The organism is [Mycobacterium] manitobense (assembly GCF_025821665.1).
Taxonomy (GTDB): Bacteria; Actinomycetota; Actinomycetes; order Mycobacteriales; family Mycobacteriaceae; genus Mycobacterium; species Mycobacterium arseniciresistens.
This window is the reverse complement of sequence record NZ_JACKSJ010000218.1, coordinates 1-15,526: the sequence shown is the minus strand read 5'-3', so window position 1 is coordinate 15,526 and position 15,526 is coordinate 1. Positions and strand designations below refer to the sequence as shown.

Below are 15,526 nucleotides of genomic sequence, written 5' to 3'. Positions count from 1 at the left end.
AAGGTCGAGGCTAGCGCCACAATCCGGCCAGCAGCCGCTGGTGCAGCGGTGGTGTGGGTGCGTTCGCCGCGGCGGTGAGCATGTCCGGGACCGAGGTGAACTTCACCCGCGGCCGGGCCTCGCCGCCGCGCGCGACCTCGGCGGCGTCGATCGCCCGCCAGCCCGCGGCGTCGACCGCGTCGGGCCGCCGGCTGCGCACCAGCCTCGCCAGCGCGGAAGGCGCGGCGGACGGCTCGCTGAGCGCCCCGCTGTTGTAGTCGTCGACGAGGTGGTGCACGGTCTGCGCGGCACACGACTTGTTGGTCCCGATGAACCCGGTCGGTCCGCGCTTGATCCAGCCTGCGACGTAGGCGCCCGGCACCGGATCGCCCGACTCCGGGTCCACCACGCGGCCACCGTCGTTGGGCACCACCGCGGCGGCGTCGTCGAACGGCAGGTCACGAATCGCCTTGCCGCGGTAGCCGATCGACGTCAGCACCAAGCCGGCGCTCATCAGCCGGACCTCGTCGGTGCCGGTGACGGTGAATTCGACGCCGTCGACACGCAGGTCGCCGAGCACGCGCCGCGGGGTGAGCCGGTAGGCCAGCCTGATGCGCGGCCGCGTCGCCGGGGTGGACGCGTCGCCGAGCTTGCTGAGGATCTCGAGCTTGTTGCGGGTCAGCGGGTCGGTGGCGGTGCCGAGGTCACGCCGCACCAGCTCGTGATCGGCGGCGTCGAGCACCACGTCACAGGTCGCGGTCAGCCCGATCAACTCGGGCAGCGTGAAGGCCGAGTCCGCCGGTCCGCGGCGGGCGGCGATCACCACCTCGTCGACCCGCGATGTGCGCAGCACGGCGAGCGCATGATCGGCGATGTCGGTGGCGGCCAGCTGATTCGGGTCGCTGATCAGGATCCGCGCGACGTCGAGCGCGACGTTGCCGTTGCCGATGATGACCGCACGGCGGTGCCCGAGTTCGACGGACAGGTCGGCGAAGTCGGGGTGGCCGTTGAACCAGGCCACCACTTCGGTCGCGGTGGCGGTGCCCGCCATTCCCATGCCATCGATCTCGAGGCGGCGGTCGTCGGGCGCGCCGACCGCGTAGAGGACGGCGTGGTGATGCTCCAGCAGCTCGGCGTGGCTGAGGTGGGTGCCGACCTCGACGTTGAGATAGAACGTGAAGCCGCGAATCTGCGTCACCGAGTCGAACAGCCTGGTGACCCGCTTGGTGCTCTGATGGTCGGGCGCGACGCCCGCCCGCACCAGCCCGTACGGCGTCGGCAGCCGCTCGAACATGTTGACCTGCACGCCGGGCTGGGTGAGCAGCTCGTCGGCGGCGTACATCGCGGCGGGGCCCGACCCGACGATCGCGACCCTCAACGGACCACTGCCCCTGCGATGCACCTCCGGCGCCTCGAGCACCGGCGCCAGCTTCGACGTCGGCGGGAGCTTGCCCTCACGTTCGGGATAGAACGCGGCGTTGAGTTCGATGAACGGCAACTGCTTGTCGTCCAGCCGGGTGTCGGGAGAGATGGCGCCCACCGGACAGGCGCTGACACACGCGCCGCAGTCCACACAGGCGACCGGGTCGATGTAGAGCATCTCGGCGGTCGCGAACCCCGGCTCGTCCGGCGAGGGGTGGATGCAGTTGACGGGGCAGGCGTAGACGCAGGACCCGTCGCTGCAACACGACTGGGTGATGACGTGCGGCATAAGGGATTCAGGCTCTCGTCAGGCGGCCGCGACCACGTGCTGGCGCTGCGGCTCGCTGCGGTAACGGCTGGGCCGGCCGTCGATGCGGCAGAGCTTCCAGATCAGCTTGGCCACCGGATTGATCAGTCCGGTGTCCTTGCACAGCATCCGGACGTCGCCGAACATGTCGCGCAGCATCTGCCGGGACTCCGGCGAGCGGAAGAACACCTCTTTGCGCACCGAGCGCGGGATGTCGAATTCCTTCCAGAACGCCTTCGGCGGAACGATGATGGCCGAGCACAGTACCCTCATCACGACGGGCACGTAGAGCGACAACCAGAATCGCTTCCACCGCGACAGATGCGGCACCCGCTTGCGCAGGTACTCGTGCGCGAACGAGATGTGCCGAGCTTCCTCGGCCACGTGAATGGCCATGACGCGCTCCATGATCGGATGCAGGGCCTTGCCCTCGCGCAGCACGTTCTTCTGCGTGTGGTCGATCGGTTCCTCACCGGCGAGGATGCCGAACCAGAACGGTATGGGCAGCGGCCCGGCGACGAGCGGGATGGCGGGCTGCACCCATTTGAGCAGGCGCGGCATACCCGGCACGTCGGCGCCGATGTGGTTCACCATCTCCTGGAACATCATGGTGTGGTTGCACTCTTCGACCGCCTCGTGCAGGCAATAGCGGTACTCCGGTGAGCCGTTGGGCGTCCAGAACGAGTACTCCATCAGGCCGCGGATGAGGATCGACTCGAAGTGCAGGCCGACCTTCGCGACGTTGGCCTGGCGCCACATGCCGATCTTGATCTGCTGCTCCTGCGGCTGCGCCTGGTACCACGGGTGCCCGCCCAGCGGGTCCGTCGCCGGCAGCACCCAGCGGGGGTCGTTCTCGAAGACGGCGAACTCCGGGGAGTCCCACTCGATGTCGGTGTACGGATTGAAGTTCCGCCGCACCGAGCCTTCCGACAGCGTGTTCAGCATGTCCACGTACTGCGGGTCGTCGCTGACGTCCATGTTGCGCCGCCAGCGGTTGATCGTGCGTGTCCGAGCCATTCGAAGCCTCCCTGAGAGGTTTACATTTACCGGCCTTGTGTACACAGTACCGCAGGTACCGGGTAAATGTCCATCCCCGCGCTGAGGGTTTGCTGAACGCGCGGCATCGACTCCGGGCAGTGAGTACCCACCCTGGAGGACCTTCGAAAACCGATGCCGCGACCGCGACGCCGTAGCTTCACCGGCGCCGGGCGGCTACTTCTTGCCGAACTCCCCGGCTGCGATCACCCGGTCACCGCTGCTCACCGAGGAGAACCCGGCGTCGGTCATCCCGCAGTCGGTGATCACCGCCCGGTGGGGAGGACTGTTCATCCACCAGTTCACCGCGTGGGCCGGATCGTCGCTGTATCCCGCGCTCCAGAAAACGACCTCCCCGACCGCCGCATACGGCGCATAGCCGGCGTCGGTGGCACGCTGCACGACCGACGACCCGTCGGAACCGGTGTGGCTGCGCACCCCGTTGACGAGCATGTCCGTGGCGTGCCGGTTGGCGGCCGCGGCCAACTGCGCATTCGGTGCGACGGGTCCGCAGCCGTTCGCCGCGCGCGTGGCGTTGATCTGGCCCAGCAGCGCGCCGGCCTGATCGCCGTCGGCGTGCGCGGGTGCCACGGCGACCAGCGCCCCGGCGACCGCGAGGGCCGCAGCGCAGACGGGCATCAGAATTGACGCGCGATTTCCCCCACTGAACGTGCACCCCATGACGGGCTCCCAGCTGTCCGCCCCGACAGGTCACAGTATGGACACAGATGCGTGTCGCTCAAACCGCTTTTATTGACTTTTTAGTATTTTCGCTGCCCCTCCCCGGCAGGAACCGTGCAGGCGCTGGTCACTAGTCTTGACCGCATGGCCGAACTCACCCTTCCCGCCGACCTGAAGCCGAAAGACGGACGGTTCGGGTCGGGGCCGTCGAAGGTGCGACCCGAACAACTGCAGGCGCTGGCAGATGCCGGTCATCTGTTCGGCACGTCGCACCGGCAGGCCCCGGTCAAGAACCTCGTGGGGCGCGTGCGCGACGGGGTACGCCAACTGTTCTCGCTGCCCGACGGCTACGAGGTGATCCTCGGCAATGGCGGGTCCACCGCGTTCTGGGACGCCGCCGCGTTCGGGCTGATCGACAAGCGCTCGCTGCACCTGACCTACGGCGAGTTCAGCGCGAAGTTCGCCTCCGCCGTGGCCAAGAACCCCTTCGTCGGAGACCCGATCGTGGTCAAGGCCGACCCAGGCAGCGCTCCCGAACCGCAGGCCGACCCGTCAGTCGACGCGATCGCGTGGGCCCACAACGAGACGTCGACCGGCGTGGCGGTGCCGGTGCAGCGGCCCGCAGATGCGGGCGACGCGTTGATCCTGATCGACGCCACGTCGGGGGCGGGCGGGCTGCCGGTCGACATCGCGCAGGCCGACGCCTATTACTTTGCGCCGCAGAAGAACTTCGCCGGCGACGGTGGCCTGTGGCTCGCGGTCGTCAGCCCCGCCGCGCTCGCGCGCATCGAGTCGATCCACGCGTCGGGCCGGTGGGTGCCGGACTTCCTGTCGCTGCCGATCGCAGTCGAGAACAGCGTCAAGAACCAGACGTACAACACCCCCGCGATCGGCACCCTGGTGCTGCTGGCCGACCAGCTGGACTGGATGCTCGGCAACGGCGGCCTGGACTGGGCGGTCAAGCGCACCGCCGACAGCTCGTCGCGGCTCTACTCGTGGGCCGAGGCGTCGCAGTACGCCACCCCGTTCGTCACCGACCCGGCGCTGCGCTCACAGGTGGTCGGCACCATCGACTTCAACGACGATGTGGATGCCGCCGCCGTCGCCAAGGTGCTGCGTGCCAACGGCGTCGTCGACACCGAGCCGTACCGCAAACTCGGCCGCAACCAGCTCCGTGTCGCGATGTTCGCCGCCGTCGATCCCGACGACGTCAGCGCGCTCACCCAGTGCGTCGACTGGGTGGTCGAACACCTCTGAGGGCGCACCGCGTGTCTGGCCGGTAACGGGCGGATAACGCAGTAGGGTGACCTGCTAATCGGGCTCGTCCCGGAGGAGGTCGGTATGCGGGTACTCAAGGTCGTCGGGCTCGACGTAGACGGCCGCAGCATCATCTGCGAGGCCGACTCCGGCGACAAATTCATCATGGTCGTGGACGACCGGCTGCGTGCGGCCGTCCGTGGCGACAGAGTCGGTTCCAGCCAAACCCAGATCGATGTCGAGGTCACCACCGTGCTGAGTCCCAAGGACATCCAGGCCAGGATCCGGGCGGGTGCATCCGTCGAACAGGTGGCCGCGGCCGCCGGGGCGCCGCTCGAACGGGTGGAACGCTTCGCCCATCCGGTGCTGCTGGAGCGCTCGCGCGCCGCCGAGCTCGCCACGGCCGCGCACCCGATCCTCGCCGACGGCCCCTCGGTGCTGACGCTGCTCGAGACGGTCACCACCTCGCTCGTGGCCCGCGGTCTCGACCCGGACAGCACGACGTGGGACGCGTGGCGCAACGAGGACGGCCGCTGGACCGTGCAGCTGGGCTGGAAGGCCGGCCGGTCCGACAACGTCGCCCACTTCCGCTTCACCCCCGGGGCGCACGGCGGCACCGTCAGCGCCTTCGACGACGCGGCTTCCGAACTGATCGACCCGGATTTCGCCCGCCCGCTGCGCGCGGTTCCGCTGGCCGAACTCGATTTCACCGAGCCCGTTGCGGCTCCCGCACCCGCTCCGGCGCCCGAGCCGCTTTCTGAGCCTGAGCCCGAGCCGGCCGTCGAGGCGAAGAAGCCGGCCCGCGCCCGCAAGGGCAAGCCGGCCGTGCCTGCGTGGGAGGACGTGCTGCTCGGGGTGCGCTCCAGCGGGCAGCGCTGAGCTCAGCTCCCCAGGGACAGCGCCAGCACCGCCACCCAGCCCACGGCCACGCCGACCCCACCGCCCAGCACGAACCACCGCCACACCGGGCGCGTGCGCCAGCTCCACACCGTCGGCGCCAGCCCGCCGACGGCGACCATGTTCAGGCCGATCGCCAGCAGTGGATGCACGCGCACCAGGCCGAGGCTGAGCACCAGCACCGCCGCCGCGACCACTGCCGCGACGAACGCGGCCACCGTCAACCCCGTGCCCCACGGCGTCGAGTCGTCGGTCACGGTTTCTCCCCCCGGGTCGCTTCGCTCCTGCCCCCCCGGGTCGCTTCGCTCCTGCCCACCGGTCCATCCCCCCGGGTCGCTTCGCTCCTGCCCACCGGTCCATCCCCCCGGGTCGCTTCGCTCCTGCCCAATTTAGCCTGCCGCCCTTGCCCGTTCGTAGAACGCCAGCGCCGCAGCGGTCGCGACGTTGAGGGAGTCGGTGCCGCGTGACATCGGGATGCGCACGCGGCTGTCGCTGGCCCGCATCGCGTGCTCCGTCAACCCCGGCCCCTCCGCACCGACCAGGATCGCCACCTTGTCGCCGGCCAGTGCAGGCATCGCGGCCGCGAGCGTCGCGGCGCCCGCATCCGGCGTCATGGCGAGCAGTCTGAAACCATTGTCGCGCAACAGGTTCAGATCGCCGGGCCAGGACTGCGCCCAGGCGTAGGGCACCAGCAACGCGTGACCCATCGACACCCTCACCGCCCGCCGGTAGAGCGGGTCGGCGCAGCCGCTGCCGAACACCACCGCGTCGACGTCGAGTCCGGCGGCGTTGCGGAAGATGGACCCCAGGTTCTCGTGGTCGTTGACGCCCTCGAGCACCGCCACCGTTCGCGCGCCGGCGAGCACCTGGTCGACGGCCAGTTCCCCGGGCCGCGACGCCGACGCCAGCACCCCCCGGTTGAGATGGAAGCCGATCACCGCGGCCATCACCTCCGCGTCGGCCCGGTAGAACGGCGCATCGGTGCGGTTCAGGTCGTCGCCGAGTTCGGTGAGCCTGCGGTCGGTGCCCAGCATCGCCCTCGGGACGAACCGCGACGCGAGCATGCGCTGCACCACCAGCACGCCCTCGGCGATCACCAGCCCCTTGCCGCTGGGCAGGTCGGGCCGACGGTCGACGCTGTTCAGATCGCGGAAGTCGTCGAGGCGGGGATCACCCGGGTCGTCGACGTCGATGACGGTGGCCATTTCCCGGGTAGCTTCGCACCCGGGCGTTCAGGCGCTCTCCTCGACCATCCCGGTCATCAGGTCGGCAGCGGTCAGCAGCGTCCTGCGCTGCTCGGGATCCAGCCGGGCCAGGCGAACCCTGAGCCACTCCTGGCTGGCGCGGCGCTCCGCCTCGACCAGGCTGGCGCCCGAGGGCGATGCCGACACCAGCACCTGGCGCCCGTCGGACGGGTGGGCGCTGCGCTCGACCAGGCCCATCTCGGCGAGCGAAGCGATCACCCGCGTCATCGACGGCGGCCGGACACGCTCCCGGATAGCTAATGCTCCAGGGGTCATCGCGCCCTCTTTGGCCAGCGTCGACAGCGCAGACAACTGCGACAGCGAAATCTTGGAATCCGCTCGGCGAAACCGCAACTGTCGAGCTAAACGCACTACGGCAAGCGACAAGTCACCGGCCAACTGCGCGTCCTGGTCTTTCACATGGCAAAGAGTACCCAGCATGGGGCGATCTCACAGCTAATCCGGCCGGGGTACGCCGCAAAAACAGTTCATCGGATAGATTCGGCGTCGATGCCTGCAGAGAGCTCGGCCGAACCCGACGCGCGGCAACCTCCGGCACTGCCGGCCAGGCTGCTCGACCCGCGACCCGTCATCCTGGTGATCGCATTCGGTTGGCTGATCGTGACGGTGCTGTCGTTCACAGTCGCCGCGCTGCACGACTGGCGGCCGATCGCCGTGGCCGGTCTCGGCGTCGGCGTTTTTGGCACGTCGATCTTCCTGTGGCAACGTCACGCCGTGCGCCGCGGTGCCCGCGGCGCTCAGAGCGGGCTCGACTGAGCCTGCCGAGAAGCGAGGAGGCACTGTGGCCGCACCGCTGTTGCAGGCAGAGATCGACATCAACGCACCGGTCAGCCGGGTCTGGGAACTCGTCTCCGATCTCGAACGGATGCCGCGCTGGAGCCCGCAGTGCCGCTGGACCAAGCGACTCGGGCCACTGCGGCCGGGGACCCGTGCGGTCAACCTCAACCGGCGCGGCCGGCTGCTGTGGCCGACCACGAGCACGATCACCGCACTCGTCCCGGAGAAAGAGCTGGCGTTCCGCGTCAACGCGAACGGGACGGTGTGGCGCTACCGGCTCGAGCCGGTCGACGGGGGCACCCGCCTCACCGAGACCCGGCACGCCGAGAACGGCGTCAAGGCGGTGTCGAACGCGACGGTCAACGCGCTGTTCGGCGGCGTCCCGAGCTTCGAGCAGGAGCTGGTCGACGGCATGAAGCAGTCACTCGCCAGGATCAAGGCGGCGGCGGAGGCCTAATCGCGGTCGGCGACGTCCAGGACACCGTCGTCGAAGGGCTCGTACAACGGCGAACCCGTTCCGGGGGGCGGCGGGGTGTCCGAATGGGCGCCGCAGCCGTACTCGGCGTCGACCACATGGCCGTCGGCCGCCAGTTCGTTCGCGCAGACACCGAACATCACCCCGAGCGCACCCGAGAGCGGCAGATAGAACCCGCACTCGCGGCACACCCGGCGGGTGGACCGGGCCATCGACGACCCCGGCCCGTGATCGCCGTCGTGCCAGCGCTGCGCGGCGTCGACGCGGCCCCAATCGCTGAGCACCTGCTTGCGGCCGAGCCCGAGTTCCAGAGCGACCTCGTCGACCTCCGGGTCGCCGCTGGCGACGTAACCGGGCACCAGCCGCGGGTCGTCCACGGACGGGGCGAGCAGGTCACCGGGGCCCAGATCACCGGGCTTGACACGTTCTTCCCAGGGCACCCACCTCGGCGCCAGCAGCGCCGTGGGGCCGGGCACCAGGACGACCTCGCTGATGGTGGCGTGGTCGGCGCCGGGGTAGCCGGCCACCACCACCGCCCACTGCCAGCCGCGGTAACTCGGCAGATTCGCCAGGAAGCGGTGCGTCGCCGACGCCGGGTCTTCGAACGACGCGCCGAGATACTCACCGACCGCATCTGCGCCGGCGAACTCGTCCAGCGCGGTGCGCGCCTGCTCGGCGGCGCCCATCAACACCGACTCCAGATCGGCTGTGGACTCCCCCAGCGGGAGCGGTGCACCCTGCTGCGCGCCTTCGGTCATGCTTTCCATCGCCCCCATAGTGCCTGAGCCCGATGCCCCGAGGCCACACCGGTTGCCATGACGGGCGCAGTCGGCGCCATGGGGGACAATCGAGGCGTGACCGGAGGGCGGCGTGACGACAGGGCGCGGGACGACGGCCGCTACTACCCGCCCCGCCCGGCGGCAGGCGCCGACCATCCCGGCATGGCCAACTACCCGAGTGACGGCGTGGACGGCCGCAGGCAGCGCAGGCAGTCGATGCCGAGCTCGAACCGCTGGCTGCCGCCGCTCGACGATCAGGAATCCACCGCCGGCTACCGGTACGAGCGCGACCCCGGCGTCGGGTCCGGTGCGGGCGAGCGGGTCACCGTCACCCGCGCCGCCGCCGCGCGCAGCCGCGAGATGGGTTCGCGGATGTACGGTCTGGTGCACCGCGCCGCGACCGCCGACGGCGCCGACAAGTCCGGGCTGACCGCCCTGACCTGGCCGGTGGTCGCCAACTTCGCCGTCGACGCCGCGATGGCCGTGGCGCTGGCGGACACGCTGTTCTTCGCGGCCGCCTCGGGCGAGAGCAAGAGCAAGGTCGCGCTGTACCTGCTGATCACCATCGCCCCGTTCGCCGTCATCGCGCCGCTCATCGGTCCGGCGCTGGACCGCCTGCAGCACGGCCGGCGGGTTGCACTGGCCGGCTCGTTCCTGATCCGCACGGCGCTGGTGGTCGTGCTGATCGCCAACTTCGACGGCGTGACGGGCAGCTATCCGTCCTGGGTGCTCTACCCCTGTGCGCTGGGAATGATGGTGCTGTCCAAGTCATTCAGCGTGCTGCGCAGTGCGGTGACGCCACGGGTGCTGCCGCCGAGCATCGACCTGGTGCGGGTGAACGCCCGGCTGACGATGTTCGGCCTGCTCGGCGGGACGATGGCCGGCGGCGCCGTCGCCGTGGGCGCGCAGTATCTGCTCGGAGTGTTCAATCTGCCCGGTGCGCTGTACGTGCTGGTCGCCGCGACCGTCGCGGGCGCCGTGCTGGCCATGCGGATCCCGAAGTGGGTGGAGGTCACCGAGGGCGAGGTGCCCGCCACGCTGAGCTATCACGGCGGCGACGGCGACCTGCGCCGCAGGCCGGTGGGCGGGAAGACCCGCGCCCGGCAACCGCTGGGCCGCAACACCATCACGTCGTTGTGGGGCAACTGCACGATCAAGGTGATGGTCGGGTTCCTGTTCCTCTATCCCGCGTTCGTCGCGAAGTCGCACCAGGCCAGCGGCTGGGAGCAGCTGCGCATCCTCGGGCTGATCGGGGCGGCCGCGGCGATCGGCAACTTCGCCGGGAACATGACCAGCGCCCGGCTCAAGCTCGGCCGCCCGGCGCAGTTGGTGGTGCGCTCCGCGATCGCGGTGACGGCGATGGCGCTGGCCGCCGCCGTGTCCGGCAATCTGCTGGTGGTCGCGGCGGCCACGCTGGTGACTTCGGGCGCCAGCGCCATCGCGAAGGCGTCGCTGGATGCCTCGCTGCAGGACGATCTGCCCGAGGAGTCTCGGGCATCGGCGTTCGGCCGCTCGGAGTCGCTGCTGCAGTTGGCGTGGGTCGCAGGCGGCGCGACGGGGGTGCTGATCTACACCGAACTGTGGATCGGCTTCACCACCATCAGCGCCGTGCTGATCCTCGGCCTGGCGCAGACGATCGTGAGCTATCGCGGCGAGTCGCTGATCCCGGGCTTCGGCGGCAACCGCCCGGTGCTGGCGGCCCAGGAGGGCCGGCGGCCGGACATGGTGCCGGAGTGAAGCGCGCCGCAGCCGTGCTGGCGGCCGTCGTCATGCTGACGACGGCGGTCACCGCCGCCCTGGTGTGGCGGGCGACCCGCGACCACCGCCCGGAATTGCCTGAGGTGAGCGCGTATTCGCGCGGCGAGCTGACCCGGGTCGGGCCGTTCCAGTACTGCCGGGTGCTCGACCTCAACGACTGTGAGCCAGGGGGGACCCAGGGCGAGTTGCGGGTGAACGACCGCGACCCGGTGCAGCTGTCGGTGCCCGCCGCGATCGCCGAGGCGCCGTGGCGGCTGCTGCAGGTCTACGAGAACCCGGTCGACACCACGGTCTCGGTGTTCCCGCGCGACAGCCGGCTGGCCGTCACGATCCCCACCGTCGATCCACAGCGCGGCCGGCTGACCGGGATCGCGGTGCAACTGCTCACCCTTGTGCAGGACGAGACGGGCGAAGTGTTCGACGTGCCGCACGCCGAATGGTCGATCCGCACGCAGTGGTCCTAGAGCGGGGTGTGCTCCGACGGCACCCGCTCGCCCTCGCGCGTCGGCCCCGGCGGTGTGCCGTCGCCGAACGGTCTGCCGCCCAACGCTTCCCGGCCGTGCGGGGTGAGCCAGTCGCCGAGCTCGGGCCCCTTGGGCACCACCTTGGTCGGATTGATGTCGGTGTGGACGATGTAGTAGTGCTGCTTGATCTGCACGAAGTCGACCGTGTCGCCGAATCCGGGGGTCTGGAACAGGTCGCGGGCGTAGGCCCACAGCACCGGCATCTCGGTGAGCTTGCTCCGGTTGGTCTTGAAGTGGCCGTGGTAGACGGGGTCGAACCGGGCCAGCGTGGTGAACAGCCGCACGTCAGCCTCGGTGATGGTGTCGCCCACCAGGTATCGCTGGTTCTCGAGCCGGTCGGAGACCCAGTCCAGCGCGGCGAACAGACGGTCGTAGGCCCGGTCGTAGGACTTCTGTGAGCCGGCGAAGCCGCACCGGTACACGCCGTTGTTGATCTCGGTGTAGATGCGCTGGGCCACCTCGTCGATCTCGTCGCGCAGCGGCCCGGGGTAGAGCTGCGGTGCGCCGTCGCGGTGGTGGGCCGTCCATTCGGTGGACAGGTCGAGGGTGATCTGCGGGAAGTCGTTGGTGACCACCTCGCCGGTGGGCACGTCGACCAGCGCGGGCACCGTGATGCCCTTGGGATAGTCGGGGAACCGCTTGAGGTACGCGTCGCGCAGCCGGGGGATCTTCAGCACCGGGTCCACGCCGCCGGGGTCGAGGTCGAACGTCCAGCTGCGCTCGTCGTGCGTCGGCCCGCAGAAGCCGATGGACAGCGCGTCCTCGAGGCCGAGCAGCCGTCGCACGATGATCGCCCGGTTCGCCCACGGGCAGGCCCGCGCCACGATCAGCCGGTAGCGGCCCGGCTCGACCGGGTAGCCGTCCCGGCCGTCGGCGGTGATGCGGGTCTCGATGTAGTCGGTGTCGCGGTCGAATTCGCCACCATTGGCGACATAGCTCATGGCTGCAGCATGCCCGCTTTCGCCGAACGTGAAGCCACTGCGAGCAATCGGGACATTTTTCGCAATGAGCGCACGTTCGGCGCTAGCTCTCAGGCCTACTGGTCGAGCTCACCCGCGACGGCGCGCACCACCTCGGAGACCCGGCGGGCGACCTTGCGGTCGGGGTAGCGACCCTTGCGCAGTTCGGGCTGCACCGCGCCTTCGAGCAGCGTGATCATGTCCTCGACCATGCCGTGCAACTCGTCGGGGGTGTGCTTGTGCTCCGGGCGTTCGGCGCGCTCCGCCTCGCGACGGGTCCGGCTCAGACTCGGCGGCGGGTCGAGCACCTTGACGCTCAACGCCTGCGGACCGCGCCTGCCCGCCGCGATGCCGAACTCCACCCGCTGGCCCGCCTTGAGCCCTTCGACTCCCGCGGGCAGCGCCGACGAGCGGACGTAGACGTCCTCGCCTTCCTCCTGGGACAGGAAGCCGAAGCCCTTCTCGGTGTCGTACCACTTAACCTTGCCGGTCGGCACTGCCCTCACCCGCTCGTCTCGAAAGAACATCTCACTGATACACAAGAAAGCGTCCCGCTTGCGTCGGGACGCGTTGCGGTGATCCTACTCGGCCCACACCCGCAGGTTCATCCTGTTTGTCGGTAGGCTGGAATCACCGCTGAAGGAGAAGAAGCAGCTGACATGCAATTGATCCTGAACATCATCTGGTTGATCTTCGGCGGCCTCTGGCTGGCGCTGGGGTATTTCCTCGCCGGCATCATCTGCTTCGTCCTGATCATCACCATCCCGTTCGGCTTCGCGGCATTCCGCATCGGGGTCTACGCACTGTGGCCGTTCGGTCAGACAGTCGTCGACAAGCCCGGCCCGCGGCCCGGAGCACTGGTGGGCAACGTCATCTGGCTCATCGTGGCCGGCGTGTGGCTGGCGATCGGCCACATCGTCAGCGCCGTGGCGATGGCGGTGACGATCATCGGCATCCCGCTGGCCCTGGCCAACCTGAAGTTGATCCCGGTGTCGCTGTTCCCCCTGGGCAAGGAGATCGTGCCCGTCGACGCGCAGAACGACCCGTGGAGCAGACCCACGCGAGCCGCCGCATGACGGTGATCGGCCTCGGATTCCCGACGGTGCAGCGTCCCCTCGCCGGGATGCCCACCGCCGGACCCCTGGTGGACACCTTCGGCCGGGTCGCGACCGACCTGCGGGTGTCGCTGACCGACCGGTGCAATCTGCGCTGCACCTACTGCATGCCCGCCGAGGGGCTGGACTGGCTGCCCGGCGACGAGCTGCTCAGCTCCGAGGAGCTGGCGCGGCTGCTGCGCATCGCCGTCACGAAGCTGGGCGTCACCAGCGTCCGCTTCACCGGCGGCGAGCCACTGGTGGTGCGCCACCTCGACGAGGTGGTCGCCGCGACGGCGGCGCTACGGCCGCGCCCGGAGATCGCCGTGACCACGAACGGGCTCGGTCTCGGCCGGCGTGCCGAGCAGCTCAAGCGGGCCGGCCTGGACCGGGTGAACGTGTCCCTGGACACCGTCGACCGCGCCCGCTTCGCCGCCATCACCCGCCGGGACCGGCTGGACGACGTGCTGACCGGCCTGGCCGCGGCCAAGGCCGCCGGACTGACGCCGGTGAAGGTCAACGCCGTACTCGATCCCGTCGCCGGGCGTGACGACGCCGTAGCCCTGCTGCGCTTCTGTCTCGAGAACGGCTACCAGCTGCGCATCATCGAGCAGATGCCGCTGGACGCCGAACACCGGTGGCGCCGCGGCGAGGCGCTGGAGGCCGACGACGTGCTGACCGCGTTGCGCCGCGAGTTCACCCTGACGCCCGATCCGACACCGCGAGGTTCCGCCCCGGCGCAGCTGTGGCGGGTGGACGGGCGCCACGACGCCACCGTCGGGATCATCGCCTCGGTGTCGAAGGCGTTCTGCGCCGCCTGTGACCGCACCCGGCTCACCGCCGACGGGCAGGTGCGCAACTGCCTGTTCGCGACCACCGAGACCGATCTGCGGCGGCTGCTGCGCAGCGGCGCCGATGACGACGCGCTCGAGCAGGCGTGGCGCACGGCGATGTGGGCCAAGGCCGCGGGGCACGGCATCAACGACCCGGACTTCGTGCAGCCCGACCGCCCGATGAGCGCGATCGGCGGCTGACGCGTGTCGGCCACGACGACGGTGCGGGTGACCGTCCGATACTTCGCTGCGGCCCGGGCGGCGTCGGGCGTCGAGGAGGAACCGCTGGAGTTGGCGGCGGGCACCACGGTCGCAGCGCTCACCGGCATCCTCGGCGCCCGCGACGCGGAACTGGCGCGGGTGCTCGCCCGCTGCTCGTACCTGGTGGACGGCATCGCCGTACGCGACCAGACGATCGGACTGCAAAACGCCCAGACGGTGGATGTTCTTCCACCGTTCGCCGGCGGATAACCGTGATTTACGTCACATCACGAAATGGTCACAAACTGTCACAGACGCGCTGAGCGCCGGATGAACGGCGGAAAACGTCGCGCCAACCTGGCGGTTTAGAGCCCATTTAATATTTGCCAAGGAGAGAAACGCCGAGGTCGGCAGAAGGTGACGGGATCGCGGAGAGCCGTTACCTTTCTTCCAGGCCGATCGACCCTCATCAATCGGCTCGCCTCGTTCGACAGCGCCGAGCTCCATCCGTCGAAAGAGGGACCACGACCCACCTGGATGGAGGCGGGGGACCCACCGGTCCACCGAAGGACCTGGAACCGCTTGCGGTTCCTTGGGGTGAAGCCGGCGGATTTCCGCCGGCCGGGTGACCTCTCAGACCCGAACCCGACAGCTGACCTCGCGGGCGCTCACGAGAGGACCTATCGCACTTATGAGTGGACGGCATCGCAAGCCCACCAAACCAGCTGTCAGCGTCGCCAAGATCGCCTTCACCGGCGCAGTGATCGGAACCGGTGGCCTCACCCTCGCGGGCCAGGCCAACGCCGCCACCGACGGCGAATGGGACCAGGTCGCATCCTGCGAGTCCGGCGGCAACTGGGCCATCAACACCGGCAACGGCTACCACGGGGGACTGCAGTTCTCCCCGAGCACCTGGTCGGGCCACGGTGGCGGTGAATACGCCCCGTCGGCGTTCCAGGCCACCAAGGAAGAGCAGATCGCCGTCGCCGAGCGCGTCCTGGCCAGCCAGGGCAAGGGCGCATGGCCGACGTGCGGCAAGGCACTGTCCGGCTCCACTCCCCGCAACGTGATCGACGACGCGCTCGACGCGGTCGGCCTGAACGGCCAGCTGCCTCCGCCGCCGATCAACCCGTTCGCCCCGCCGCCTCCGCCACCGCCCGCTCCTGCGCCTCTGGCCGCGCCGATGCCGCCGCCTCCCCCGGCCCCGATGCCTCCCCCGCCGCCCGCGCCCGCGCCTTTCGACGCGATGGCCGCACCGGCACCGGCACCGGTACCGCCTCCTC

19 protein-coding genes and 1 riboswitch are annotated in these 15,526 nt (G+C 69.8%); of the genes, 10 read left to right on the top strand and 9 right to left on the bottom strand.

What is annotated here, in order from left to right; genetic code table 11:
* Window positions 1-10: 10 nt before the first annotated feature.
* From H7I41_RS23625 to H7I41_RS23615, 3 genes are all read right to left on the bottom strand, one after another.
* Window positions 11-1,690, bottom strand: coding sequence for an FAD-dependent oxidoreductase (locus H7I41_RS23625; RefSeq protein ID WP_264015052.1), 1,680 nt, complete (start codon window positions 1,688-1,690; stop codon window positions 11-13).
* 18 nt (window positions 1,691-1,708) lie between these two features.
* Window positions 1,709-2,725 (bottom strand): AurF N-oxygenase family protein, encoded by a 1,017-nt coding sequence (locus tag H7I41_RS23620; protein WP_264015051.1) that lies wholly within the window; start codon window positions 2,723-2,725, stop codon window positions 1,709-1,711.
* A gap of 195 nt (window positions 2,726-2,920) precedes the next feature.
* Window positions 2,921-3,382 (bottom strand): CAP domain-containing protein, encoded by a 462-nt coding sequence (locus H7I41_RS23615; RefSeq protein WP_264015050.1) that lies wholly within the window; start codon window positions 3,380-3,382, stop codon window positions 2,921-2,923.
* A gap of 186 nt (window positions 3,383-3,568) precedes the next feature.
* Here H7I41_RS23615 and serC point away from each other — a divergent pair, with 186 nt between their 5' ends.
* Together serC and sepH are read left to right on the top strand one after the other, a co-directional pair.
* Window positions 3,569-4,681, top strand: a complete 1,113-nt coding sequence (gene serC, locus H7I41_RS23610; protein ID WP_264015049.1) for a phosphoserine transaminase — start codon at window positions 3,569-3,571, stop codon at window positions 4,679-4,681.
* An 84-nt stretch (window positions 4,682-4,765) separates the two neighbouring features.
* Window positions 4,766-5,560 (top strand): septation protein SepH, encoded by a 795-nt coding sequence (sepH, locus tag H7I41_RS23605; protein ID WP_264015048.1) that lies wholly within the window; start codon window positions 4,766-4,768, stop codon window positions 5,558-5,560.
* 2 nt (window positions 5,561-5,562) lie between these two features.
* On the opposite strand, the gene H7I41_RS23600 is transcribed toward sepH, so the two are convergent.
* The 3 genes from H7I41_RS23600 to H7I41_RS23590 all read right to left on the bottom strand — a co-directional run bounded on the left by H7I41_RS23600 (window position 5,563) and on the right by H7I41_RS23590 (window position 7,242).
* Window positions 5,563-5,835 carry a DUF2537 domain-containing protein gene (locus tag H7I41_RS23600; RefSeq protein ID WP_264015047.1) on the bottom strand — a complete coding sequence of 91 codons (273 nt, stop codon included), beginning with the start codon at window positions 5,833-5,835 and terminating at the stop codon, window positions 5,563-5,565.
* 132 nt (window positions 5,836-5,967) lie between these two features.
* Window positions 5,968-6,783 carry a TrmH family RNA methyltransferase gene (locus tag H7I41_RS23595; protein WP_264015046.1) on the bottom strand — a complete coding sequence of 272 codons (816 nt, stop codon included), beginning with the start codon at window positions 6,781-6,783 and terminating at the stop codon, window positions 5,968-5,970.
* 27 nt (window positions 6,784-6,810) lie between these two features.
* Window positions 6,811-7,242, bottom strand: a complete 432-nt coding sequence (locus tag H7I41_RS23590; RefSeq protein ID WP_264015045.1) for an Rv0880 family HTH-type transcriptional regulator — start codon at window positions 7,240-7,242, stop codon at window positions 6,811-6,813.
* 90 nt (window positions 7,243-7,332) lie between these two features.
* On the opposite strand from H7I41_RS23590, the gene H7I41_RS23585 reads away from it, so the two are divergent.
* Together H7I41_RS23585 and H7I41_RS23580 are read left to right on the top strand one after the other, a co-directional pair.
* Window positions 7,333-7,599 carry a DUF2530 domain-containing protein gene (locus H7I41_RS23585; RefSeq protein ID WP_264015044.1) on the top strand — a complete coding sequence of 89 codons (267 nt, stop codon included), beginning with the start codon at window positions 7,333-7,335 and terminating at the stop codon, window positions 7,597-7,599.
* A gap of 25 nt (window positions 7,600-7,624) precedes the next feature.
* On the top strand, window positions 7,625-8,077 hold the full coding sequence (locus H7I41_RS23580; protein WP_264015043.1) for an SRPBCC family protein: 453 nt from the start codon (window positions 7,625-7,627) through the stop codon (window positions 8,075-8,077).
* Here H7I41_RS23580 and H7I41_RS23575 read toward each other — a convergent pair.
* Window positions 8,074-8,862 carry a DUF3027 domain-containing protein gene (locus H7I41_RS23575; RefSeq protein WP_372503791.1) on the bottom strand — a complete coding sequence of 263 codons (789 nt, stop codon included), beginning with the start codon at window positions 8,860-8,862 and terminating at the stop codon, window positions 8,074-8,076. The two genes, H7I41_RS23580 and H7I41_RS23575, sit on opposite strands and share 4 nt — an antisense overlap.
* Window positions 8,863-8,931: 69 nt before the next feature.
* On the opposite strand from H7I41_RS23575, the gene H7I41_RS23570 reads away from it, so the two are divergent.
* Complete coding sequence (locus H7I41_RS23570; RefSeq protein ID WP_302471828.1) at window positions 8,932-10,611, top strand: MFS transporter; 1,680 nt, start codon at window positions 8,932-8,934, stop codon at window positions 10,609-10,611.
* Window positions 10,608-11,096, top strand: a complete 489-nt coding sequence (locus tag H7I41_RS23565) for a DUF2771 domain-containing protein (protein ID WP_264015042.1) — start codon at window positions 10,608-10,610, stop codon at window positions 11,094-11,096. Before H7I41_RS23570 ends, H7I41_RS23565 begins: the two co-directional genes overlap by 4 nt.
* On the opposite strand, the gene H7I41_RS23560 is transcribed toward H7I41_RS23565, so the two are convergent.
* Together H7I41_RS23560 and H7I41_RS23555 are read right to left on the bottom strand one after the other, a co-directional pair.
* Window positions 11,093-12,097, bottom strand: a complete 1,005-nt coding sequence (locus H7I41_RS23560; RefSeq protein ID WP_264015041.1) for a glutathione S-transferase family protein — start codon at window positions 12,095-12,097, stop codon at window positions 11,093-11,095. The two genes, H7I41_RS23565 and H7I41_RS23560, sit on opposite strands and share 4 nt — an antisense overlap.
* Window positions 12,098-12,192: 95 nt before the next feature.
* Window positions 12,193-12,612 carry a cold-shock protein gene (locus H7I41_RS23555; protein WP_264015040.1) on the bottom strand — a complete coding sequence of 140 codons (420 nt, stop codon included), beginning with the start codon at window positions 12,610-12,612 and terminating at the stop codon, window positions 12,193-12,195.
* Between the two features lie 162 nt (window positions 12,613-12,774).
* Between H7I41_RS23555 and H7I41_RS23550 the strand changes: the two genes are divergently transcribed.
* The 4 genes from H7I41_RS23550 to H7I41_RS23535 all read left to right on the top strand — a co-directional run.
* On the top strand, window positions 12,775-13,191 hold the full coding sequence (locus H7I41_RS23550; RefSeq protein ID WP_264015039.1) for a YccF domain-containing protein: 417 nt from the start codon (window positions 12,775-12,777) through the stop codon (window positions 13,189-13,191).
* Window positions 13,188-14,243 (top strand): GTP 3',8-cyclase MoaA, encoded by a 1,056-nt coding sequence (gene moaA / locus H7I41_RS23545; RefSeq protein WP_264015079.1) that lies wholly within the window; start codon window positions 13,188-13,190, stop codon window positions 14,241-14,243. The genes H7I41_RS23550 and moaA overlap by 4 nt, the downstream gene beginning before the upstream one ends.
* A gap of 3 nt (window positions 14,244-14,246) precedes the next feature.
* Window positions 14,247-14,513, top strand: coding sequence for a MoaD/ThiS family protein (locus tag H7I41_RS23540; protein ID WP_264015038.1), 267 nt, complete (start codon window positions 14,247-14,249; stop codon window positions 14,511-14,513).
* A gap of 217 nt (window positions 14,514-14,730) precedes the next feature.
* A riboswitch (cyclic di-AMP (ydaO/yuaA leader) is annotated at window positions 14,731-14,925 on the top strand.
* 9 nt (window positions 14,926-14,934) lie between these two features.
* On the top strand, window positions 14,935-15,526 hold a 592-nt coding region (locus tag H7I41_RS23535; protein ID WP_264015037.1), incomplete at its 3' end, for a transglycosylase family protein.

What these genes read in the sequence shown, in the direction of transcription:
- H7I41_RS23585 (WP_264015044.1), top strand. Translation starts at nt 7,333, where the DNA reads ATGCCTGCAGAGAGCTCGGCCGAACCCGACGCGCGGCAACCTCCGGCA.
- moaA (WP_264015079.1), top strand. Translation starts at nt 13,188, where the DNA reads ATGACGGTGATCGGCCTCGGATTCCCGACGGTGCAGCGTCCCCTCGCC.
- H7I41_RS23615 (WP_264015050.1), bottom strand. Translation starts at nt 3,382, where the DNA reads ATGCCCGTCTGCGCTGCGGCCCTCGCGGTCGCCGGGGCGCTGGTCGCC.
- H7I41_RS23620 (WP_264015051.1), bottom strand. Translation starts at nt 2,725, where the DNA reads ATGGCTCGGACACGCACGATCAACCGCTGGCGGCGCAACATGGACGTC.
- H7I41_RS23595 (WP_264015046.1), bottom strand. Translation starts at nt 6,783, where the DNA reads ATGGCCACCGTCATCGACGTCGACGACCCGGGTGATCCCCGCCTCGAC.
- H7I41_RS23570 (WP_302471828.1), top strand. Translation starts at nt 8,932, where the DNA reads ATGGGGGACAATCGAGGCGTGACCGGAGGGCGGCGTGACGACAGGGCG.
- H7I41_RS23550 (WP_264015039.1), top strand. Translation starts at nt 12,775, where the DNA reads ATGCAATTGATCCTGAACATCATCTGGTTGATCTTCGGCGGCCTCTGG.
- H7I41_RS23625 (WP_264015052.1), bottom strand. Translation starts at nt 1,690, where the DNA reads ATGCCGCACGTCATCACCCAGTCGTGTTGCAGCGACGGGTCCTGCGTC.
- H7I41_RS23560 (WP_264015041.1), bottom strand. Translation starts at nt 12,097, where the DNA reads ATGAGCTATGTCGCCAATGGTGGCGAATTCGACCGCGACACCGACTAC.
- serC (WP_264015049.1), top strand. Translation starts at nt 3,569, where the DNA reads ATGGCCGAACTCACCCTTCCCGCCGACCTGAAGCCGAAAGACGGACGG.
- sepH (WP_264015048.1), top strand. Translation starts at nt 4,766, where the DNA reads ATGCGGGTACTCAAGGTCGTCGGGCTCGACGTAGACGGCCGCAGCATC.
- H7I41_RS23575 (WP_372503791.1), bottom strand. Translation starts at nt 8,862, where the DNA reads ATGGAAAGCATGACCGAAGGCGCGCAGCAGGGTGCACCGCTCCCGCTG.